The organism is Rhizobacter sp. AJA081-3, from assembly GCF_017795745.1.
In the GTDB taxonomy this organism is placed as follows: domain Bacteria; phylum Pseudomonadota; class Gammaproteobacteria; order Burkholderiales; family Burkholderiaceae_C; genus Piscinibacter.
In genome coordinates, this window is record NZ_CP059067.1 from 4,122,061 (window position 1) to 4,141,193 (window position 19,133).

At 67.1% G+C, this 19,133-nt stretch carries 23 protein-coding genes and 1 tRNA gene; 13 read left to right on the forward strand and 11 right to left on the reverse strand.

The genetic code is table 11. The annotated features are described in order from the left end of the window. Together HZ992_RS19450 and HZ992_RS19455 are read right to left on the reverse strand one after the other, a co-directional pair. On the reverse strand, positions 1-246 hold the full coding sequence (locus HZ992_RS19450) for a PP0621 family protein (protein WP_209383466.1): 246 nt from the start codon (positions 244-246) through the stop codon (positions 1-3). Between the two features lie 12 nt (positions 247-258). Further along, positions 259-1,056: a cytochrome C assembly family protein gene (locus tag HZ992_RS19455; RefSeq protein WP_245213128.1), complete on the reverse strand. Its 798-nt coding sequence runs from the start codon at positions 1,054-1,056 to the stop codon at positions 259-261. Positions 1,057-1,145: 89 nt separating this feature from the next. Between HZ992_RS19455 and ffh the strand changes: the two genes are divergently transcribed. Continuing rightward, positions 1,146-2,519 (forward strand): signal recognition particle protein, encoded by a 1,374-nt coding sequence (gene ffh / locus HZ992_RS19460; RefSeq protein WP_209383468.1) that lies wholly within the window; start codon positions 1,146-1,148, stop codon positions 2,517-2,519. A 75-nt stretch (positions 2,520-2,594) separates the two neighbouring features. After that, complete coding sequence (locus HZ992_RS19465) at positions 2,595-3,308, forward strand: DUF2726 domain-containing protein (RefSeq protein ID WP_209383469.1); 714 nt, start codon at positions 2,595-2,597, stop codon at positions 3,306-3,308. A gap of 9 nt (positions 3,309-3,317) precedes the next feature. Here the strand turns inward: HZ992_RS19465 and ftsY are convergent, their stop codons facing one another. Further along, positions 3,318-4,346: a signal recognition particle-docking protein FtsY gene (gene ftsY / locus HZ992_RS19470; protein ID WP_209383470.1), complete on the reverse strand. Its 1,029-nt coding sequence runs from the start codon at positions 4,344-4,346 to the stop codon at positions 3,318-3,320. A gap of 62 nt (positions 4,347-4,408) precedes the next feature. Between ftsY and HZ992_RS19475 the strand changes: the two genes are divergently transcribed. The 3 genes from HZ992_RS19475 to miaB all read left to right on the forward strand — a co-directional run bounded on the left by HZ992_RS19475 (position 4,409) and on the right by miaB (position 6,317). Further along, positions 4,409-4,485: transfer RNA gene (locus HZ992_RS19475), tRNA-Met, on the forward strand. An 87-nt stretch (positions 4,486-4,572) separates the two neighbouring features. Further along, a complete protein-coding gene (locus tag HZ992_RS19480) occupies positions 4,573-4,953 on the forward strand; it encodes a hypothetical protein (RefSeq protein WP_209383471.1) in 381 nt (126 codons plus the stop codon). 11 nt (positions 4,954-4,964) lie between these two features. Then, positions 4,965-6,317: a tRNA (N6-isopentenyl adenosine(37)-C2)-methylthiotransferase MiaB gene (gene miaB / locus HZ992_RS19485; RefSeq protein ID WP_209383472.1), complete on the forward strand. Its 1,353-nt coding sequence runs from the start codon at positions 4,965-4,967 to the stop codon at positions 6,315-6,317. Positions 6,318-6,333: 16 nt separating this feature from the next. Here the strand turns inward: miaB and HZ992_RS19490 are convergent, their stop codons facing one another. Further along, positions 6,334-6,615, reverse strand: a complete 282-nt coding sequence (locus HZ992_RS19490; RefSeq protein WP_209383473.1) for a hypothetical protein — start codon at positions 6,613-6,615, stop codon at positions 6,334-6,336. 116 nt (positions 6,616-6,731) lie between these two features. On the opposite strand from HZ992_RS19490, the gene hemA reads away from it, so the two are divergent. The 6 genes from hemA to HZ992_RS19520 all read left to right on the forward strand — a co-directional run bounded on the left by hemA (position 6,732) and on the right by HZ992_RS19520 (position 11,759). Continuing rightward, positions 6,732-8,015, forward strand: coding sequence for a glutamyl-tRNA reductase (gene hemA / locus HZ992_RS19495; RefSeq protein WP_209383474.1), 1,284 nt, complete (start codon positions 6,732-6,734; stop codon positions 8,013-8,015). Between the two features lie 83 nt (positions 8,016-8,098). Continuing rightward, entirely contained in the window at positions 8,099-9,181 is a 1,083-nt protein-coding gene (gene prfA, locus HZ992_RS19500; protein ID WP_209383475.1) for a peptide chain release factor 1, read from the forward strand. Next, the gene (prmC, locus tag HZ992_RS19505) at positions 9,178-10,002 is read left to right on the forward strand and encodes a peptide chain release factor N(5)-glutamine methyltransferase (protein ID WP_209383476.1); all 825 of its coding nucleotides are present in this window, start codon (positions 9,178-9,180) and stop codon (positions 10,000-10,002) included. Before prfA ends, prmC begins: the two co-directional genes overlap by 4 nt. Before the next feature lie 167 nt (positions 10,003-10,169). Next, complete coding sequence (locus HZ992_RS19510; RefSeq protein ID WP_209383477.1) at positions 10,170-10,772, forward strand: hypothetical protein; 603 nt, start codon at positions 10,170-10,172, stop codon at positions 10,770-10,772. A gap of 100 nt (positions 10,773-10,872) precedes the next feature. Continuing rightward, entirely contained in the window at positions 10,873-11,184 is a 312-nt protein-coding gene (gene grxD, locus HZ992_RS19515) for a Grx4 family monothiol glutaredoxin (RefSeq protein ID WP_209383478.1), read from the forward strand. Beyond that, positions 11,181-11,759 carry a UbiX family flavin prenyltransferase gene (locus tag HZ992_RS19520; RefSeq protein ID WP_209383479.1) on the forward strand — a complete coding sequence of 193 codons (579 nt, stop codon included), beginning with the start codon at positions 11,181-11,183 and terminating at the stop codon, positions 11,757-11,759. The genes grxD and HZ992_RS19520 overlap by 4 nt, the downstream gene beginning before the upstream one ends. 1 nt (position 11,760) lies before the next feature. Here HZ992_RS19520 and HZ992_RS19525 read toward each other — a convergent pair whose 3' ends face one another. Then, positions 11,761-12,405, reverse strand: a complete 645-nt coding sequence (locus HZ992_RS19525; protein ID WP_209383480.1) for a lytic transglycosylase domain-containing protein — start codon at positions 12,403-12,405, stop codon at positions 11,761-11,763. Then, entirely contained in the window at positions 12,402-14,147 is a 1,746-nt protein-coding gene (locus tag HZ992_RS19530; RefSeq protein ID WP_209383481.1) for a proline--tRNA ligase, read from the reverse strand. Before HZ992_RS19530 ends, HZ992_RS19525 begins: the two co-directional genes overlap by 4 nt. Before the next feature lie 97 nt (positions 14,148-14,244). Here HZ992_RS19530 and HZ992_RS19535 point away from each other — a divergent pair, with 97 nt between their 5' ends. Further along, positions 14,245-14,826 carry an RNA pyrophosphohydrolase gene (locus HZ992_RS19535; protein ID WP_209383482.1) on the forward strand — a complete coding sequence of 194 codons (582 nt, stop codon included), beginning with the start codon at positions 14,245-14,247 and terminating at the stop codon, positions 14,824-14,826. Between the two features lie 17 nt (positions 14,827-14,843). Here HZ992_RS19535 and proB read toward each other — a convergent pair whose 3' ends face one another. From proB to rplU, 5 genes are all read right to left on the reverse strand, one after another. Then, the gene (proB, locus tag HZ992_RS19540) at positions 14,844-15,962 is read right to left on the reverse strand and encodes a glutamate 5-kinase (RefSeq protein WP_209383483.1); all 1,119 of its coding nucleotides are present in this window, start codon (positions 15,960-15,962) and stop codon (positions 14,844-14,846) included. Beyond that, entirely contained in the window at positions 15,959-17,032 is a 1,074-nt protein-coding gene (gene cgtA / locus HZ992_RS19545) for an Obg family GTPase CgtA (RefSeq protein WP_209383484.1), read from the reverse strand. Before cgtA ends, proB begins: the two co-directional genes overlap by 4 nt. After that, complete coding sequence (locus tag HZ992_RS19550; RefSeq protein ID WP_209383485.1) at positions 17,029-17,217, reverse strand: LiaI-LiaF-like domain-containing protein; 189 nt, start codon at positions 17,215-17,217, stop codon at positions 17,029-17,031. Before HZ992_RS19550 ends, cgtA begins: the two co-directional genes overlap by 4 nt. Before the next feature lie 118 nt (positions 17,218-17,335). Continuing rightward, positions 17,336-17,593 carry a 50S ribosomal protein L27 gene (gene rpmA, locus HZ992_RS19555; protein ID WP_209383486.1) on the reverse strand — a complete coding sequence of 86 codons (258 nt, stop codon included), beginning with the start codon at positions 17,591-17,593 and terminating at the stop codon, positions 17,336-17,338. Between the two features lie 31 nt (positions 17,594-17,624). Continuing rightward, positions 17,625-17,936, reverse strand: coding sequence for a 50S ribosomal protein L21 (rplU, locus tag HZ992_RS19560; protein WP_209383487.1), 312 nt, complete (start codon positions 17,934-17,936; stop codon positions 17,625-17,627). Between the two features lie 247 nt (positions 17,937-18,183). On the opposite strand from rplU, the gene HZ992_RS19565 reads away from it, so the two are divergent. Further along, positions 18,184-19,113, forward strand: coding sequence for a polyprenyl synthetase family protein (locus HZ992_RS19565; RefSeq protein ID WP_209383488.1), 930 nt, complete (start codon positions 18,184-18,186; stop codon positions 19,111-19,113). Positions 19,114-19,133 lie beyond the last annotated feature (20 nt).

Genomic DNA, 19,133 nt, shown 5'->3' on the forward strand with positions numbered 1-19,133 from the left:
TCATCCCGCCGGGTGCTGCTTCTCGTATGCCGCACGATGCGCGTCTCCGCAGAACACCCCGCCGCGTCCGGGCAGGGCCTCGTCGCGAGGCAGGTGCATGCCGCAATGCCGGCAGGCCACCATGGGCTGCGGCCCCTGCTCCGCCGGTGTCGGTGGCGGGCTCGACGGTGGCGCGACGCGGCCACGGGCTCCGCGGATCAGCCACACGAGCACCAGCACTGCCACGATCAGGATGATGAACTTCATGCGTATGGGCGCTCAATTCGGCGGCGCGCGCTGCAGCAGGATCTCGAACACGAAGCGCGAGCCGACATAGGCCAGCAGCAGCAAAGCGGCTCCCCCGTAAAGCCAGCGCGTGGCCTGGGGCCCTCGCCACCCGAACGCACGCCGACCCGCCAGCAGTGCGGCGAAGATCACCCAACCGAGCATCGAGAGCACGGTCTTGTGATCCCAGCGCCACGGATTCGCGAACCACGCCCCCAGCAGCAGTGCCGCGGACAGCATGACGAATCCGGCGCCGACGAAACGGAACGTCAGCCGCTCCAGCCTCAGCAGCGGCATGCCGCTCGGGGGCGCGGTGGCGGCGCGCTGGCGCATCTGGAGCTCGGCGCGATTGAGCATCGCGCCATGCAGCACAGCCGCGCCGAACAGGCCGTAGGACGCAATACCGAGAACCCAGTGCAGTGGCGCCCAGCGCGAGACCGCGTTGGGCCGGAACTCGCCCGGGAACAACCAGGCCAGTACCACCACCGCACCACCCAGCAAGGCGAGCGTGCGACGCACGCCGGTCAGCGGCACGAAGCGGCTCTCGACCGCGTACACCGCCAGCACCAGCCACATGGTGACCGAGAGCGCCGGGGCGAAACCGAACCTCGCCCCGGTCTCACCGGAGCCGGCGCCCACGCCGGTGATGTCGATCACGATGGCCAGGGCGTGCGAGAGCCATCCGGCCAGCAGTGCGCCGCGCAGGGCCGCCTGGCGCGTCTCGCCCAGGAAGGCAGCGAACAGATAGCCCGCCAAGGCGGCCAGCGTGGGCAGTGCCAGCGCCCACGCCATGGTCGAACTCGGGGCCGCATCGGGGCCGAACGATAAAATCATGGCCACAGTGTACTTTCGCGCTTCCCGTCTCCGGGCCGCGCTCTCCCATGGCCTCCACCCTCACCGAACGCCTGAGCCGCGCCGTCAAGACGATGCGCGGGCAGGCGCGCATCACCGAGAGCAATGTCCAGGAGATGTTGCGGGAGGTGCGCATGGCGCTGCTCGAGGCCGACGTCGCCCTGCCGGTGGTACGCGACTTCATCACCCGCGTGAAGGACAAGGCGCTGGGCGCAGAGGTGGTGGGCTCGCTCTCGCCGGGCCAGGCGCTGGTGGGAATCGTCAACCGCGAGCTCGCCGCGACCATGGGCGAAGGCGTGGCCGACATCAACCTCGCCGCGCAACCGCCGGCCGTCATCCTGATGGCGGGCCTGCAGGGCGCGGGCAAGACCACCACCACGGCCAAGCTGGCCAAGCACCTGATCGAGAAGCGCAAGAAGAAGGTGCTGACCGTCTCGGCCGACGTCTATCGGCCGGCCGCCATCGAGCAGCTGAAGACCGTCACGAAGCAGGCCGGCGCGGAGTGGTTCCCCTCCTCGGCTACCGACAAGCCGCTGGACATCGCCGCCGCCGCACTCGACCACGCCCGGCGCCACTACTTCGACGTGCTGCTCGTCGACACTGCCGGCCGCCTGGCAATCGACGAAGTGCTCATGAAGGAGATTGCCGAGCTGCACGCCGCGCTGAACCCGGTCGAGACGCTGTTCGTCGTCGACGCGATGCAGGGCCAGGACGCCATCAACGTGGCCAAGGCCTTCAAGGAAGCGCTGCCGCTGACCGGCATCGTGCTGACCAAGATGGACGGCGATGCGCGCGGCGGTGCCGCGCTGTCGGTGCGGCAGATCACCGGCGCGCCGATCAAGTTCGCCGGCACCAGCGAGAAGCTCGACGGGCTCGAGGTCTTCGATGCGCAGCGCCACGCGGGCCGCGTGCTCGGCATGGGCGACATCGTCGCGCTCGTCGAGGAGGTGCAGAAGGGCGTCGACGTCGAGGCTGCCCAGCGTCTGGCCGCGAAGGTCAAGTCGGGCGACAACTTCGACCTGAACGACTTCCTCATGCAGATCTCGCAGATGAAGAAGATGGGCGGGCTGTCGGGCCTGATGGACAAGCTGCCGACGCAGCTCACCGGCGGCAAGACGCCCAACCTCGGCCAGGCCGACATGGACCGCGCCGAGCGCGACGTGCGCCGCATGGAAGGGATCATCTGCTCGATGACCCCGCTGGAGCGTCGCAAGCCCGATCTCATCAAGGCCACGCGCAAGCGCCGCATCGCCGCAGGCGCCGGCGTGCAGGTGCAGGAAGTCAACCGCCTGCTCAACCAGTTCGACCAGATGCAGGGGATGATGAAGAAGATGAAGGGTGGCGGCCTGATGAAGATGATGAAGCGCATGGGCGGCATGAAACTGCCCGGCGGGCCACGCTGAGCCCACGGAATCGATGACGACCCTTCAAGTGCGCGCTATGCTGCGCGCACTTGAAGAGCACGACGAGGAACGTTGATGCCCAGTTGGGGACTGGCGGCACTGGCCGCGGTAGTGATCTTGCTGTTGATCGTGGTGGTCTTGCGGCAGCGTTCCTCCGCGGGGAGCAAGGGTGCGGATGGGGCTCGCCTCGACACGGTGGCGGCCTGGCCGCCTACCGCCACGCGCATCCTCACGACGGCCGAACGCAGTGCCTACGGCACCCTCGTGAATGCCTTGCCCGGCTACATGATCCTGGCGCAGGTGCCGCTGGCGCGTTTTCTCAGAGTGCCGACCCGATATTCGTACTCCGAGTGGCTGCGACGGCTCGGCACGCAGTGCGCCGACCTGGTGATCTGCGACATGGCGTCCGAAGTGCTGGCGGTGGTCAACGTCCAGGCACCGGCCGGTTCGGAGAGCGAGCGGGCGCGCAAGCGGCTCAATCGCATGGCGCGGGTGCTCAAGGCCGCCGGCATCCCGATGCATGTGTGGACCGACAACGCCTTGCCCTCGGTCGAGACCGCGCGAGAGATGCTGCTGCCCAAGACGGCTGCCGCGCCGGCGGCGCAGGCGGCGCCCTCGCCTGTGGCCGACACTCGCGTTCGCACGTCGCGGCCCACGCCGTTCGACGAATCGCAGCGCGACTCCACGCAAGACGAACTCATCGAAGTGCGCGAGCCGCCGCCGTCGACATGGTTCGACGAGTTCAATTCGGGCCCGGCGCCCTTGCCGGGCGACCGGAACAAGCGCTGAAGCGCGCGTTCAGCCCAGCAAGGCCTGCGCGAATTCCCGTGCATCGAAGGTCTGCAGATCCTCGAGTTTCTCGCCCACGCCGATGAAGTACACCGGCAGCGTTTGCGGCCGCGTCCGGGACCACAGCGCCAGGGCCGCCAGCACGCCGCCCTTGGCCGTGCCGTCGAGCTTGGTGATGATCACGCCGGTCAGGCCCAGCGCCGCGTCGAACGCCTGGATCTGCGACAGCGCGTTCTGCCCGGTATTGCCGTCGACGACCAGCAGCACTTCGTGAGGCGCACCGTCCTGCGCCTTGCCGATGACGCGGCGGATCTTCTTGAGCTCCTCCATCAGGTGCGACTGCGTCGTCAGGCGACCGGCCGTGTCGGCGATGACCACGTCACAGCCCCGCGCCTTGCCGGCGGTCACGGCGTCGTAAGTCACCGCGGCGGGGTCTCCGCCTTCCTGGCTGACGATCTCGACCCGGTTGCGGTCGGCCCACACCAGCAGCTGCTCGCGCGCGGCCGCGCGGAAGGTGTCGGCCGCGGCCAGCAGCACCTTCTGGTCGGCCGCGGCCAGATGCCGCGTCAGCTTGCCGATGCTGGTGGTCTTGCCGGCGCCGTTGACGCCGACCACCATGATGACCGTGGGGGCGTGCTCGCCCACCCGCAGCGGCTGTTGAAGGGGCGCCAGCAATTCGGTCACCGCGTCGGCAAGCAGCGCCTTCACGCCCGCCGGATCGGTGGCCTTGGCATCCTTGACCCGGCGCTTGAGGTCGTCCAACAGGAACTGCGTGGCCTGCACACCGGCGTCTGCCATCAGCAGCGCGGCTTCGAGTTCCTCGTAGAGCGCATCGTCGATGCGCGTGCCGGTGAAGACCTGTGCAATACCGCTGCCGGTGCGGCGCAGGCCCTGCTTGAGCTTGTCGAGCCAGCCGCTGCGTGGCACCGGCGACTCATCGCTGGATTCGCGCGCAGCGGGGACGATAGGGGCAAGCTCGGCGGGGGCAGCCTGCGCAAGCGGCGCAGGCGTGGCCTTTTTCTTGAAGAAGCTGAACATCAAGGTCCCGGAACGGGCGCCGCGCGGGCGGGGATCCAAGCCACGATATAATTGTGGGCTCAGGCGCTTTAGCTCAGTCGGTTAGAGCGACGGAATCATAATCCGCAGGTCCGGGGTTCGAATCCCTGAAGCGCCACCAAGATTCTCCGAACGGCTCCTCGTCTGCCCCAGACCGGGAGCCGTTCCGGTTTTTGCCCCTCACTCACACAGCCACTGGATCCACACCATGTACCGCTGTTTCATCGCCTTCTTCGCCGCCCTGCTCATCGCCAGCGGAGTGTCCGCGCAGTCGATGCGCAAGTTCCCGCCGACTGCGTTGCGTGGCACCTTCGAGGTCGTCCAGGCACCCGACGTCGCGCTGAACGGCAAAGCCGCGCGCCTGGCCGCCGGTGCGCGCATCTTCGGACAGGACAACATGCTCAAGCTGTCGGCGTCGTTGACCGGCCAGAAGGTCCTCGTGCACTACACCGTCGATACGCAAGGCCTGCTGAAGGACGTGTGGATCCTGACCGCCGACGAAGCCGCGAAGAAGCCCTGGCCCGCCACGGTCGAGGAGGCGCAGGGCTGGCTCTTCGATCCCGTGGCACAGGTCTGGTCCAGGCCCTGACGGAGGCCGCCATGACGACCCCCGCGAGCAAGAAGGTCTACGTCAAGACCTTCGGCTGCCAGATGAACGAGTACGACTCCGACAAGATGCTCGACGTGCTCCGGGCCGCCGAAGGCTACGAACCGACCGGCAATGTCGACGAAGCCGACCTGATCCTGTTCAACACCTGCTCGGTGCGCGAGAAGGCGCAGGAGAAGGTGTTCAGCGACCTTGGCCGCGTCAAGCACCTCAAGGCCAAGGGCGTGATGATCGGCGTGGGCGGCTGCGTCGCCAGCCAGGAAGGCGCGGCGATCATCGAGCGCGCGCCCTATGTCGACGTCGTGTTCGGCCCGCAGACGCTGCACCGGTTGCCCGAGATGCTGGCCAGGCGCTCGGCGCAGCGCCGGCCGCAGGTCGACATCAGCTTCCCCGAGATCGAGAAGTTCGACCACCTGCCGCCGCCGCGCAAGGACGGTGCGAGCGCCTTCGTGTCGATCATGGAAGGCTGCTCGAAGTACTGCAGCTACTGCGTGGTGCCCTACACCCGCGGCGAAGAGGTGTCCCGCCCGTTCGACGACGTGCTGACCGAAGTCGCCGGCCTGGCCGACCAAGGCGTCAAGGAAGTGACCCTGCTCGGGCAGAACGTCAACGCCTACCGCGGCATCATGGGCGCGAGCGCCGAGATCGCCGACTTTGCGCTGCTCATCGAGTACGTGGCCGAGATCCCGGGCATCGAGCGCATTCGCTACACCACCAGCCACCCGAACGAGTTCACGCAGCGGCTGATCGACGTCTACGGCACCGTGCCCAAGCTGGTGAATCACCTGCACCTGCCAGTGCAGCACGGCAGCGACCGCATCCTGATGGCGATGAAGCGCGGCTACACCGCGATGGAATACAAGAGCACGATCCGCAAGCTGCGCGCAGTTCGGCCGGGGATCAGCCTGTCGACCGACTTCATCGTCGGCTTCCCGGGCGAGACGGACGACGACCACGCCCGCACGATGAAGCTGATCGAGGAGATCGGCTTCGACAACAGCTTCAGCTTCGTGTTCAGCGCGCGCCCCGGCACACCGGCCGCCAACCTGCACGACGACGCGCCGCAGGCACTCAAGCTGCGGCGCCTTCAGCAGCTGCAGGCCGCCATCGAGGCGAACGCGCGCCGCATCGGCGAGTCGCGCGTTGGCACGGTGCAGCGCATCCTGGTGGAAGGCCCTTCGCGCAAGGACGCCGACGAGCTGATGGGCCGCACCGAGTGCAATCGCATCGTCAACTTCGAGGGTGCGCCGAGGCTGATTGGCCAGATGATCGATGTGCGCATCACGAAGGCCTACCCGCACTCGCTGCGAGCGGAGGTGCTCTTGCGCGAAGGCGCGGTTGCCTGAGCGGGTCTGTGGCGCGTCAGGAACGCGCGCCGCGCAGGCCGGCCCACCACAGGCCGAGCGAGCCCGTCGCCAGCATCAGGCCATAGCCGGCCATCTTGCCGTCGCGCCCGAAAACGATCAGGGCCGCCACCAAGCCGACCGCACAGGCAGCGCAGGCCCAGCCCGCCAGCCGCCAGAAGCTCGCGCCGCGCAGCTCGCGCCGCCATACCAGCCGCGCCATGGCCGTCGTGGCCAGCCCCACCCCCAGCGCGGGGGCGAAGAAATTCAGCAGGTGCCAAGCGGCATCCAGGGGGCCCATGCGCCAGAATCCAGGAAAGTGGGAAGATCGGGGGGTGCTTGACGAGCATCAAGCTCACCAAGCGCGCAGCTGGGAAGATCCCCCTGCCGCAAGCGACCGAATTTTATAATCTGCACATGAGCGTCTTCGCCCTCGGGCTGAATCACACCACCGCGCCGGTCGACCTGCGTGGCAGGTTTGCGTTCACGCCGGAGCAGATCGGCCCGACGCTGCGCGGCTTTCGCGAGCGGCTGGAAAAGCCGGGCGAGGTGGCGATCGTCTCCACCTGCAACCGCACCGAGGTGTACGTCGGCGCCAACCCGACGCTGCTGACGCCGGCCATGGACTGGCTGGCTGGCATCGGCGGCGTGAGCAGCCAGACGCTGCGCAGCCACTCCTACGTGTTCGAGGGCACGGCGGCCGCTCGCCATGCCTTCCGCGTGGCCAGTGGCCTGGATTCGATGGTGCTGGGCGAGCCGCAGATCCTCGGCCAGATGAAGCAGGCCGTGCGCGAGGCCGACACGGCCGGCACGCTGGGTACCACGCTGCACCAGATGTTCCAGCGCAGCTTCGCGGTGGCCAAGGAAGTGCGCACCTCCACGGAGATCGGCGCCCACTCGATCAGCATGGCCGCTGCCGCGGTGCGGCTGGCATCGCAGTTGTTCGAGGAACTGCGCGACACCAAGGTCCTGTTCGTCGGCGCCGGCGAGATGATCGAGCTGGTCGCCACCCATTTCGCCGCGCGCACGCCCAAGGCGCTGGCCGTGGCCAACCGCACGCTCGAGCGCGGCGAGAAGCTCGCCGGTCGATTCGGTGCGGAGGCCTTGCGCTTGTCGGACCTGCCGGCGCGGCTGGCCGATTTCGACATCGTCGTCTCCTGCACTGCCAGCTCGCTGCCGATCATCGGCCTGGGCGCGGTGGAGCGTGCCATCAAGGCTCGCAAGCGCCGCCCGATGTTCATGGTCGACTTGGCCGTGCCGCGCGACATCGAGCCCGAAGTGGCGCGTCTGTCCGACGTCTATCTGTACACCGTCGATGATCTGTCGGCACTGGTGCAGACCGCCGGCGAGAAGCGCCAGGCGGCCGTGGAGCAGGCCGAAGCGATCATCGAATCCGGCGTGCAAGGCTTCGAGCACTGGCTCGGCGAGCGCGAGGCGGTGCCGCTGATCAAGGCCCTGCACCAGCAGGCCGACGACTGGCGCCATGCCGAGATCGCACGTGCGCGCAAGATGCTCGCGCGCGGTGCCGACGTCGATACCGTGTTCGAGGCACTGACCCGCGGCCTCACCCAGAAGATGCTGCACGGCACCATGGCCGAGTTGCACTCGGCAGACAATGCACAGCGTGCGCAGCTGGTGCACACCGTGTCCAAGCTGTTCCTGCGACAGAACCCGCGCGACCCGGCCGACGAGACGCGTTAGCGTCGCACCGAGATGCTGCCGGCGCCCATGCCGGCGACCCGTCGGCGCACAGCGCGCCGCCCTTCCCGCCTCCGTCGCCCGCCATGAAAGAGTCACTCCGCCAGCAGTTCGAGCGCCTCGCCATGCGCCTGAATGAACTCGACGCCACGCTGGCCGAGCCGTCCATTGCCAGCGACATGAAGCGCTTTCGCGAACTGACGCGAGAGCACGCCGAGCTGTCGTCGCTGGTCGGGCGCTTCCGTCGCTTCGAGCAGCGCGAGCGCGATCTCGCTGCTGCACAGGAGATGCTGTCCGACCCCGAGATGGCGTCCATGGCCGAGGAGGAGATCGCCAGTTCGCGAGCCGACATGGAGCGACTGCACGCCGAGTTGCAGACAGCGCTGCTGCCGCGCGACCCCGACGACGAACGCAATGCCTTCCTCGAGATCCGCGCAGGCACCGGCGGCGACGAGTCGGCGCTCTTCGCCGGCGACGTCGCACGCATGTACCTGCGCTACGCCGAGCGGCGCGGCTGGCGGACCGAGGTGATGTCGGAGAACACGAGCGAGCTCGGCGGCTACAAGGAAGTCGTGTTCCGCATCGAGGGCGACGGCGTCTACGGCCGGCTGAAGTTCGAGTCCGGCGGGCACCGCGTGCAGCGCGTCCCAGCCACCGAGGCGCAGGGGCGCATCCACACCAGTGCCTGCACGGTCGCCGTGCTGCCCGAGCCCGACGAAGCCGACGAGATCACGCTCAACCCGGCCGACCTGCGCATCGACACCTTCCGCGCCAGCGGCGCCGGCGGCCAGCACGTCAACAAGACCGACAGCGCGATCCGCATCACCCACCTGCCGACCGGGCTGGTGGCCGAGTGCCAGGACGATCGCTCGCAGCACCGCAACAAGGCCAAGGCGATGGCCGTGCTGCAGGCGCGGCTGCGCGACAAGGAACGCAGCGAGCGTGCCGCCAAGGAGGCTGCCACGCGCAAGGGGTTGATCGGCAGCGGCGACCGCAGCGACCGCATCCGCACGTACAACTTCCCGCAGGGCCGGCTCACCGATCACCGCATCAACCTGACGCTGTATCGGCTGCAGGCCATCGTCGACGGCGACCTCGACGAAGTGATCGAGTCACTGCAGGCGGCTCGTGCCGCCGAACAACTGGCGGTGTTGGAAGGCAGCCCGTGAGCAGCGTGCGCACTGCGCTGGCGGCCGCGCGCAGGCTCGGCTTGGAGCGCCTCGATGCGCAGCTGCTGCTGGCCCATGTCCTGGGCCGCGATCGCAGCTGGCTGATTGCCAACGACGACGCCTGCGTCAGCGCCGAGGCACTCGAACGCTTCGAACCCCTGGTGTCCCGCCGCGCGCAGGGCGAGCCCTTCGCCTACCTGGTGGGTGTGAAGGAGTTTCACGGTCTCGAACTGCAGGTCGACGCGCGCGTGCTTGTCCCGCGGCCCGACACGGAGGTCCTGGTGGACTGGGCGGTGTCCCTGTTGCGCGGCGCGCTGGCCACTGTCGACAACCCGGCTGTCGTCGATCTCGGTACAGGCAGCGGCGCGATCGCGCTGGCGGTGCGCCATGCCCACCCGGCCGCAAGGGTGGTGGCGACCGATGCCAGTGCCGACGCGCTCGACGTGGCCCGCGCGAACGCGCAGCGGCTGCAGTTGCCGATCGAGACCGCCGGAGGCTCGTGGTGGCAGGCCGTGGCCGGCCGCCGCTTTGCGCTTGCCTTGTCGAACCCGCCCTATATCGCCTCGGGAGATCCCCACCTCGCTGCGTTGCACGTCGAACCGGGCGCGGCGCTGGTGCCCGGCCGAACGGGGCTGGAAGCCCTTGAGCAGATCATCGACGCTGCCCCCGCACATCTGTCGCCCGGAGCTTGGCTCCTGCTTGAACACGGATTTGACCAGGCCGAGGCCGTTCGCCAACGCCTGCTGGCGCGCGGCTTCCAACTCGTCCAGACGCGGCGCGATCTGTCGGGACAGCCTCGCTGCAGCGGCGGCCACCTGTAACGCCTCGTCGGTGGTGTGGCATCCGTGGCACTTTTTGGCGCGGCTACCCTGGCCCAGGGGGTCTTGGGAGCCACAAAGGCGTCCGTCCGGCGTAGCATGAATTTTCCTGGGCGCGATCACGGACTGTCGCATCCAGGCATGTCACCGGGTTTCACGAGGAGCTTGCCATGCAGACTGCCAAGTGGGTACTCACCTTATCGATGGCCTTCGTTCCCCTTCATGTGACCCATGCGGCAGAGGGTGATGGCTTGGTGGCGAACACCGATCTCCTGCCCTGGTCGCGGTGGCAGGCGAGGCTCCTGATCGGCACCCCCGCGCCGCTGTGGCGTTCGGGCTTCGGCGCCGGCGACAGCCAGGGTCTCAAGCCACGCAGTCTCAGCCTCATGGGCGACTATCTGTTGCGCCGCTCCGTCAGCGAAGATGGGTCGGCCAACTACTTGCGCGCCACCAGCGGCCTCGTGGTCGGCCCACGGCCCGCACTGTGGGCCGGGCAGACTCTCGCGAGCTCCGGTCCGCTCAGCATCGATCGCCGTCAGATCGGCGACTTGTACGGCGAAGGCAGTGCGCTGCCCTACGTGGGCATCGGCTTCAGCGGCTTGGCCGGCCGCAGCGGCTGGAGCTTCAGTGCAGACTTCGGCCTGGTAGCGCTGGCCGGCGGCAACGTGGTCCGCCTGGGACGGGTGTTCGGCGGCAATCAGGGTCTGGACGACCTGGTGCGCGAGCTGCGCCTGTCGCCGGTGCTGCAGTTCGGCGCGTCCTACGCCTTCTGACGGCGGACCTCGCTGCGGGGGCTCTTTCCCAGGCCCGTCCAGGGCGGCGTCGCTTGCCGTATAACCTCGGCTTCTGTCCGAAACCCGAGCCTTGCAGATCATGAGCGACGTCCAGACCCGTATCGACGAAATCGTCAAGAACAACCGAGTGGTGCTCTTCATGAAGGGCACGGCGCAGTTCCCGATGTGCGGGTTCTCCGGCCGCGCCATCCAGATCATCAAGGCCTGCGGCGTGAATGATCTGAAGACGGTGAACGTGCTCGAGGACGAAGAAGTCCGCCAGGGCATCAAGACCTACGCCAACTGGCCGACCATCCCGCAGCTCTACGTCAACGGCGAGTTCGTCGGCGGCTCGGACATCATGATGGAGATGTACGAATCCGGCGAACTGCAGCCCATGCTCAGCGCATGAGGCCTGCGCGCCGCGTCGTCGTCGGCATCACCGGCGCCACCGGCGCCATCTATGCCGTCCGGCTCCTGCAGCGCCTGCGCGAATCGCGCCTGGAAACGCACCTCGTCGCCAGCCCGGCGGGCGTGCTCAATGTCCACCACGAACTCGGGCTCGACCGCCGTGCGCTCGAGGTGCTGGCCGACACGGCCTACTCGCCGGGCGACGTCGGCGCGGCGATCGCCAGCGGCTCCTTCACGACCGATGCGATGGTCGTGGCGCCCTGCTCGATGAAATCGCTGGCGGCGATCGCCCACGGGCTATCGGACAACCTTCTGACGCGCGCCGCTGACGTCACCTTGAAGGAACGCCGGCGTCTGGTGCTGATGGTCCGAGAGACGCCGTTCAACCTCGCCCACCTGCGCAACATGACCGCCGCCACCGAGATGGGCGCCGTGATCTTCCCGCCGCTGCCGGCCTTCTATCACCGGCCGCAGACGATCGACGAACTGGTCGACGACACCGTCGAGCGTGTACTGTCGCTGATCGGCGTCGAGCAGGCGGCGCCGAAGTCCTGGGGCGGCCTGCCGGCCGCCTGAATCAGGCCTCGGCGGGCAGCCAGGCCCTGCGTGCGCCGAGCACCGCATTCGGGTATTCCGCCCGACCCCGGCTGCCGTTGTAGCGGCCCAGCGCCATGAACAGGTCGCCACGCTCCACGTCCAGGTAGTGGCGCATGATCACGCAGCCAAAGCGCAGGTTGGTCTGCATGTGGAACAGGCGCGTTGGATCGCCGTCGCCGATCAGACGCGCCCAGAACGGCATGACCTGCATGTAGCCGCGTGCGCCGGCCGAGCTGATTGCGTACTTGCGGAATCCGCTTTCCACCTGCACCAGGCCCAGCACCAGCGCCGGCTCGAGCCCGGCACGCTTGCTCTCGTACCAGAGGGTCTCGAGGAATTCGACGCGCGTCATGTGCTCCGACTTGCGCCGCTGAAGCCGCGTGCTCATCGCGCCGAGCCATCGAAGGTAGACCAGGCGTGCCTCGGTGCTGTCGAACGCGGGTTTGGGCGGCGCACTGTTGGCGATGGCGGCCGACAGCGCGCCTCGAACCGAATCCGCCAGCGGCTCTTCGACCTGCGCTCCGGCACGGGCCGGCTGCGGTAAGAGCGAGACAGCCGGCGAGAGCAGCCCGGCGACCGTGAGCCGACGCCGCTCTCTCCCGACGGGGGAGAGCGTCTCGCTCATCTGCCCAGCACGCCTTTCAGATGGGTGAGTACGTCGACGGCCGGCACCGCGGTGGCCTGCGCCTCGCGCCGGCCCTGGTACTCGACCTTGCCTTCCTTCAGGCCTCGGTCCGAGATGACGACGCGGTGCGGAATGCCTACCAGTTCCCAGTCGGCGAACATTGCACCGGGCCGCTCGCCGCGATCGTCGAGCATCACGTCGACGCCGAGCGCGTCGAGGTCGGCATGAAGCTTGTCGGCGGCCGCCTTCACGTCCGCGCTGCGGTCGTAGCCGATCGGGCAGACCACGACGGTGAACGGTGCCATCGCATCGGGCCAGACGATGCCGCGATCGTCGTGCCCCTGCTCGATGGCCGCGCCGAGGATGCGCGTGACGCCGATGCCGTAGCAGCCCATCTGCATGAGCTGCGGCTTGCCGGATTCGTCAAGGTAGGTAGCGTTCATTGCCAGGCTGTACTTCGTGCCGAGGAAGAACACATGGCCGACCTCGATGCCGCGCTGGATGGCCAGCGGCCCCTTGCCGTCGGGCGAGGGTTCGCCTTCGACGACGTTGCGGATGTCGGCCACGAGATCGGGCTCGGGCAGGTCGCGCCCCCAGTTCACGCCGGTGTAGTGGAAGTCGGCCGCATTGGCGCCGCAGATGAAATCGCTCATCGCGGCGACGGTGCGGTCGGCCACCACCTTGACGGGCTGCAGCATGTGGATCGGGCCGAGGTATCCCGGCTTGCAGCCGAAGTGGCTCTCGATCTCGCCGATCGTCGCGAAGCGGAAGCCCTGGTTCAGCCCCGCCACCTTGCCTGCTTTCACTTCGTTGAGCTGGTGGTCACCGCGCACGAGCAGCAGCCACACGGTGGTGCGCAGCAGATCGCCGGCCGGGCTGCGTTCATCGGTGGCGAGCACCAGCGACTTCACGGTGCGCTGCAACGGCAGGCCCAGCAGCGCGGCGACGTCTTCGCAGGTGCTCTTGCCCGGCGTCGGAGTCTTGTGCAGCGCCTGCGTGGCCGCGCCGCGAGGCGCCGTCGGCGCCAGGGCCTCGGCGAGCTCGATGTTGGCCGCATAGTCCGAACCCGGGCAATAGACGATCGCGTCTTCGCCGGTATCGGCAATCACCTGGAATTCGTGCGAGCGATCGCCACCGATGGCGCCGGTGTCGGCGGCCACAGCACGGAAGGTCAGCCCGAGGCGCTCGAAGATGCGCACGTAGGCTGCAAACATCTGCTCGTAGCTGCGGCCCGCGGATTCGACATCACGGTCGAAGGAATAGGCATCCTTCATCGTGAATTCGCGGCCGCGCATCACGCCGAAACGCGGGCGCCGCTCATCGCGGAACTTGGTCTGGATGTGATAGAAATTCTTCGGCAGCGCCCGGTAGCTGCGCAGTTCCTGTCGCGCGATGTCGGTGATGACCTCTTCCGACGTGGGCTGGATGATGAAGTCCCGCTCGTGGCGATCCTTCACGCGCAGCAGTTCCGGTCCCATCTTCTCGAAGCGCCCCGTCTCTTGCCAGAGCTCGGCCGGCTGCACCACCGGCATCAGCAGCTCGACGGCGCCGGCGCGGTTCATCTCCTCGCGGATGATCTGCTCGACCTTGCGGATCACGCGCAGCCCCATCGGCATGTAGCTGTAGATGCCCGCGCCGAGCCGCTTGATCATGCCCGCACGCATCATCAGCTTGTGGCTGGCGACCTCGGCATCCGCGGGCGCTTCCTTCAGGGTCGAGATGAAGAACTGGGTGGCTTTCATGGGTGCGGCAGCGTGTGCGGATGCGGGAAACCCAAGGGGTTGCTTCCCGTCACACCGATGCAATAATGATTTGAACTAGCGAAATTCGGGGTTGATTATGCTCGACCGTGAGGGGTTCAGACCCAACGTCGGCATCATCCTGCTCAACCACAAGAACCAGGTTTTCTGGGGCAAAAGAATACGCACCCACTCCTGGCAGTTCCCGCAAGGGGGCATCAAGCACGGCGAGACGCCTGAGCAGGCGATGTTCCGCGAGCTCCACGAAGAGGTGGGGCTGATGCCCGAGCATGTGCGCATCGTCGCTCGCACGCGGGACTGGTTGCGCTACGAGGTTCCCGACCACTACATCCGCCGTGATGCTCGAGGGCACTACCGTGGGCAGAAGCAGATCTGGTTTCTGCTCCAGCTCACCGGCCGCGACAGCGACATGAACCTGCGCGCGAGCGACCATCCTGAGTTCGACGCGTGGCGCTGGAACGAATACTGGGTGCCGCTCGAGGTGGTCATCGACTTCAAGCGCGACGTCTATCAGATGGCGCTGACCGAGCTGGCGCGTTTTCTTCCGCGCACTCACCATCACAACCGCTACCTGCGTTCCGGGCTTCGGCCCCATCACCGCATCGAGGACGACGGCGACTTCGACGCGCAGGGCGAGCCGCCCGCCGCGTCCGCGGACTGAGTCTAGGGCTGGCGCCGCTAGACGAGAACGAGGTTGTCGCGGTGGATCATCTCGGGCTCGGCGCTGTAGCCGAGCCATCGTTCGAAGTCCGTCGACGGCTTGCGGGCGATGAGGCGTGCTTCGGCACTGCTGTAGTTCGCCAGGCCCCGCGCGATCTCCGCACCTTCAGGCCCGTGCACGGCGACGACGTCGCCGCGATGGAACTCGCCCTGAACGTCCACCACGCCGATCGGCAGCAAGCTCTTGCCTTCGTCGCGCACCTTCTTGGCGGCGCCTGCATCGACGATGAGCGTACCGCGCAGCTGAAGGTGGTCAGCCATCCATTGCTTGCGTGCGGCGAGCTTCGGCGTCGCCGCGATCAGTGCCGTGCCGATGGCTTCGCCGCGAGCCAGTCGCAACAGCACGTCCGGCTCGCGGCCCCAGGCGATGACCGTGCTCGCGCCGCTGCCGGCTGCCCGCTTGGCGGCGAGGATCTTGGTGATCATGCCGCCACGCCCGAGGCTCGAGCCGGCGCCGCCAGCCATGCGCTCGAGCTCCGGATCGCCGGCGCGTGCTTCGTGGACGAAGGTGGCCGCCGGATCCTTGCGCGGATCGGCGGTGTATAGCCCCTTCTGATCGGTCAGAATGACCAGCGCATCGGCATCGATCAGATTCGCCACCAACGCGCCCAACGTGTCGTTGTCTCCGAATTTGATCTCGTCGTTGACGACAGTGTCGTTCTCGTTGATCACCGGAAGCACGCTCAGGCCCAGAAGGGTCAGGAGGGTCGAGCGTGCGTTCAAGTAGCGCTCACGATCGGCCAGGTCGGCATGCGTGAGCAGCACCTGCGCACTGCGCATGCCATGTTCACGCAGCTTGGTTTCGTAGATCTGTGCGAGCCCCATCTGGCCCACCGCGGCAGCGGCCTGGAGTTCATGGACTTCCTTCGGGCGTACCGCCCAGCCCAGCCGCTTCATTCCCTCGGCAATCGCGCCGCTGGAGACCATGACCAGTTCCCGGCCCTCTCGGGCCAGGGCCGCCATCTGTCGGCACCATTGCCCGACCGCTTCGGCGTCGACGCCGCGCCCTTCGTCGGTGACCAGGCTCGATCCCACCTTGACGACGATGCGCCGGGCGCCAGTGAGCGCCTGGCTCATGTCGCCGTGCCGTCGGAGACGGCTTCGAAGCGCGGGTCCGGGTCCTCCGGCGTGACGTTGCGAAGCTTGGCCACGTGCTCGTACACCGCCCGCACCAGGCCCTCGCAGCCCGCACGCGTCAGGGCGGAAATTTCGAACACCGGGCCCTTCCACCGAAAGCGGCGCACGAACTCGCTCACGCGGCGCTGGCGTTCTTCCTCAGGCACCATGTCGAGCTTATTGAGCACAAGCCAACGCGGCTTGGCGTGGAGCTTCGGGTCGTACTTCTTCAGCTCGGCCACGATCGCACGCGCCTGCGCCACCGGATCGACAGCGTCGTCGAACGGCGCGAGGTCGACGATGTGCAGCAGCAGGTGCGTGCGCTGCAGGTGCCGAAGGAAGTAGTGCCCCAGCCCGGCGCCCTCGGCCGCACCTTCGATCAGGCCGGGAACGTCGGCCACGACGAAGCTCTTCTCCGGACCGACCCGCACCACGCCCAGGTTCGGGTGCAAGGTGGTGAAGGGATAGTCGGCAATCTTCGGCTTGGCGTTCGAGATGGCGGCAATCAGCGTGGACTTCCCTGCGTTGGGCATGCCCAGCAGGCCGACGTCGGCCAGCACGCGCAGCTCGAGTCGAAGCTTTCGGCTCTCGCCGGGCCAGCCGCTCGTCTTTTGCCGCGGCGCGCGGTTGGTGCTGCTCTTGAAATGCAGGTTGCCGAAGCCGCCGTCGCCGCCCTTGGCGATCTGCACCTTCTCGCCAGGGACCAGCAGTTCTGCGATCACGTCGCCGGTCTCAGCGTCGCTGATGATCGTGCCCATCGGCATGCGCAGCACGATGTCGTCCGCGGCCGCACCGTACTGGTCGGAGCCGCGTCCGTTTTCTCCGTTGCGCGCCTCGTGGCGGCGCGCATAGCGAAAGTCGATGAGCGTGTTCAGATTGCGGTCGCCCACGGCGAACACGCTGCCTCCGCGTCCGCCGTCACCGCCATCCGGCCCGCCGAAGGGAATGAACTTCTCGCGGCGGAAACTCGCGCAACCGTTGCCGCCGCTGCCGGCCACGACGTCGATGGTGGCTTCGTCGACGAACTTCATGATCGCTTGTCCACGTCCTGCGAAGGCCGACGATCACCTGGCCGGTGGTCGATGATCGACCAGACACCGACGGCGATCAGGGCCAACGGCCACCACTGCCGCAGCCACCCCCACTCCAGCAACCCGAAGTTGTTGGCCAGAAACAGGCAACCCAGCACGATCAGGATGATGCCGCTCTTGCTCATGGGGTCAGGCCCTCGATGGTGGTCCGCGTGACGAAGATGGTAGTTCCAAGGGCGCAAACGAAGAAGCCCCGGGGAGCCGGGGCTTCTTGGCGCCGGGCCGCCGCGGCGGCCGGCTCGATCAGGCCCCTTCGACGCTGACCGTTTGCCGGTTCAGCGGGCCTTTGACGGCGAACTTCACCTGGCCGTCGACCAACGCGTACAGCGTGTGATCCTTGCCGACGCCGACGTTCGTGCCCGGATGGAACTTGGTCCCACGTTGACGCACGATGATCGAACCCGCCTGGATCGTCTGACCGCCGAAGGCCTTGACGCCGAGCATCTTGGGCTTCGAATCACGGCCGTTGCGGGTTGACCCGCCGCCCTTTTTCTGTGCCATGTTCTGACTCCTTGACTTGAGTGACCGGTGATCAGGCGCTGACGGCGCCGATCTCCAGCTCGGTGAAGGCCTGGCGGTGTCCGCCATGCTTCTGATAGTGCTTGCGGCGACGCATCTTGAAGATGCGCACCTTGTCGTGCTTGCCGTGAGCCACCACAGTGGCCTTCACGCTGGCACCCGCCACCAAGGGAGTCCCGACTTTCAGATCCGCGCCGTTGCCGATCGCAAGAACCTGGTCGATCGTGATCTCTTGGCCGACGTCCGCAGCAATCTGTTCTACCTTGATCTTTTCGCCAGCAGCAACACGGTATTGCTTGCCACCGGTTTTTATGACCGCGTACATATCAGCCCTTTCTCGAATTGTCTCGGCTTTCACAATGCCATGACACCCTGCGTAAGGCGCAGAGCCTTCCAGTATAGCACGCGGCCTGCGATCACATCCAGCCACAGGCCCGCCTGACAGACAGCCCGGCCGGTCCCTCCCGAGAGGCTTCCTATAATCACGGCCGCAGATCGGTCCCCAAGTGCAATCCACGCCTCACATTCCTCCCGCCACGACCCCAGAGGCCGTTGGACTTGTCTCGGCCGACATGCTGGAAGTGGATGCCGTGATCCGAAGACGGCTGGCGTCGGACGTGGTGCTGGTCAATCAGATCGCCGAATACATCATCGGTGCGGGTGGCAAGCGCATCCGTCCGATGCTCGTGTTGCTCTTCTCCAATGCCTTGGGATTCAAGGGGCCAGAACGCTTCGAACTCGCAGCAACGGTCGAGTTCATCCATACCGCGACCCTGCTGCACGATGACGTCGTCGACGAGTCTGCGTTGCGGCGCGGCCGCCAGACGGCCAATGCACTGTTCGGCAACGCGGCGAGCGTGCTCGTCGGCGATTTCGTCTATTCCCGCGCCTTCCAGATGATGGTGTCGGTGGACCGGATGCGGGTGCTGGAGGTGCTGGCCGACGCAACGAATGTCATCGCGGAAGGCGAAGTGCTGCAGTTGATGAACATGCACGACGCGGACATCACCGTGCCCGAATACCTACGGGTCATTCGGTTCAAGACGGCCAAGCTCTTCGAAGCCAGCGCCCGGTTGGGCGCCGTGCTGGCCGAAGCAGACAAAACCGTGGAAGAGGCTTGCGCAGCCTACGGGCGCTCGCTCGGCACGGCATTCCAGCTTGTGGATGACCTGCTCGACTATGAGGGGACGACAGCGCAACTCGGCAAGAATGTCGGAGACGACCTTCGCGAGGGCAAGCCGACCCTCCCTCTGCTTCTGGCCATGGAGAACGGCAGTACTGAGGAGCGCGCCATCATCCGGCAAGCCATCGAGCATGGCGAAGTCGCTCGCTTGGCCGACATCGTTGAGATCGTCCGCCGAACCGGCGCGATCTCGGCTACCCGGGACGCCGCTCGCCTCGAGGCGGATCATGCGGCGTCTCAGCTCTCGCAACTGGCGCCATCGGACTATCGCGAAGCTCTGCTAGAATTCTGCGTTCGGTCTGTGGATCGCTCCTTTTGACGGGGCCTCCCGGCGCGTAT

Bases quoted from the DNA above. Each gene is read 5' to 3' on its own strand.
- HZ992_RS19450 (WP_209383466.1), bottom strand. From the start codon at position 246: ATGAAGTTCATCATCCTGATCGTGGCAGTGCTGGTGCTCGTGTGGCTG.
- HZ992_RS19455 (WP_245213128.1), bottom strand. From the start codon at position 1,056: ATGGCGTGGGCGCTGGCACTGCCCACGCTGGCCGCCTTGGCGGGCTAT.
- ffh (WP_209383468.1), top strand. From the start codon at position 1,146: ATGGCCTCCACCCTCACCGAACGCCTGAGCCGCGCCGTCAAGACGATG.
- HZ992_RS19465 (WP_209383469.1), top strand. From the start codon at position 2,595: ATGCCCAGTTGGGGACTGGCGGCACTGGCCGCGGTAGTGATCTTGCTG.
- ftsY (WP_209383470.1), bottom strand. From the start codon at position 4,346: ATGTTCAGCTTCTTCAAGAAAAAGGCCACGCCTGCGCCGCTTGCGCAG.
- HZ992_RS19480 (WP_209383471.1), top strand. From the start codon at position 4,573: ATGTACCGCTGTTTCATCGCCTTCTTCGCCGCCCTGCTCATCGCCAGC.
- miaB (WP_209383472.1), top strand. From the start codon at position 4,965: ATGACGACCCCCGCGAGCAAGAAGGTCTACGTCAAGACCTTCGGCTGC.
- HZ992_RS19490 (WP_209383473.1), bottom strand. From the start codon at position 6,615: ATGGGCCCCCTGGATGCCGCTTGGCACCTGCTGAATTTCTTCGCCCCC.
- hemA (WP_209383474.1), top strand. From the start codon at position 6,732: ATGAGCGTCTTCGCCCTCGGGCTGAATCACACCACCGCGCCGGTCGAC.
- prfA (WP_209383475.1), top strand. From the start codon at position 8,099: ATGAAAGAGTCACTCCGCCAGCAGTTCGAGCGCCTCGCCATGCGCCTG.
- HZ992_RS19510 (WP_209383477.1), top strand. From the start codon at position 10,170: ATGCAGACTGCCAAGTGGGTACTCACCTTATCGATGGCCTTCGTTCCC.
- grxD (WP_209383478.1), top strand. From the start codon at position 10,873: ATGAGCGACGTCCAGACCCGTATCGACGAAATCGTCAAGAACAACCGA.
- HZ992_RS19520 (WP_209383479.1), top strand. From the start codon at position 11,181: ATGAGGCCTGCGCGCCGCGTCGTCGTCGGCATCACCGGCGCCACCGGC.
- HZ992_RS19525 (WP_209383480.1), bottom strand. From the start codon at position 12,405: ATGAGCGAGACGCTCTCCCCCGTCGGGAGAGAGCGGCGTCGGCTCACG.
- HZ992_RS19530 (WP_209383481.1), bottom strand. From the start codon at position 14,147: ATGAAAGCCACCCAGTTCTTCATCTCGACCCTGAAGGAAGCGCCCGCG.
- HZ992_RS19535 (WP_209383482.1), top strand. From the start codon at position 14,245: ATGCTCGACCGTGAGGGGTTCAGACCCAACGTCGGCATCATCCTGCTC.
- proB (WP_209383483.1), bottom strand. From the start codon at position 15,962: ATGAGCCAGGCGCTCACTGGCGCCCGGCGCATCGTCGTCAAGGTGGGA.
- cgtA (WP_209383484.1), bottom strand. From the start codon at position 17,032: ATGAAGTTCGTCGACGAAGCCACCATCGACGTCGTGGCCGGCAGCGGC.
- HZ992_RS19550 (WP_209383485.1), bottom strand. From the start codon at position 17,217: ATGAGCAAGAGCGGCATCATCCTGATCGTGCTGGGTTGCCTGTTTCTG.
- rpmA (WP_209383486.1), bottom strand. From the start codon at position 17,593: ATGGCACAGAAAAAGGGCGGCGGGTCAACCCGCAACGGCCGTGATTCG.
- rplU (WP_209383487.1), bottom strand. From the start codon at position 17,936: ATGTACGCGGTCATAAAAACCGGTGGCAAGCAATACCGTGTTGCTGCT.
- HZ992_RS19565 (WP_209383488.1), top strand. From the start codon at position 18,184: ATGCTGGAAGTGGATGCCGTGATCCGAAGACGGCTGGCGTCGGACGTG.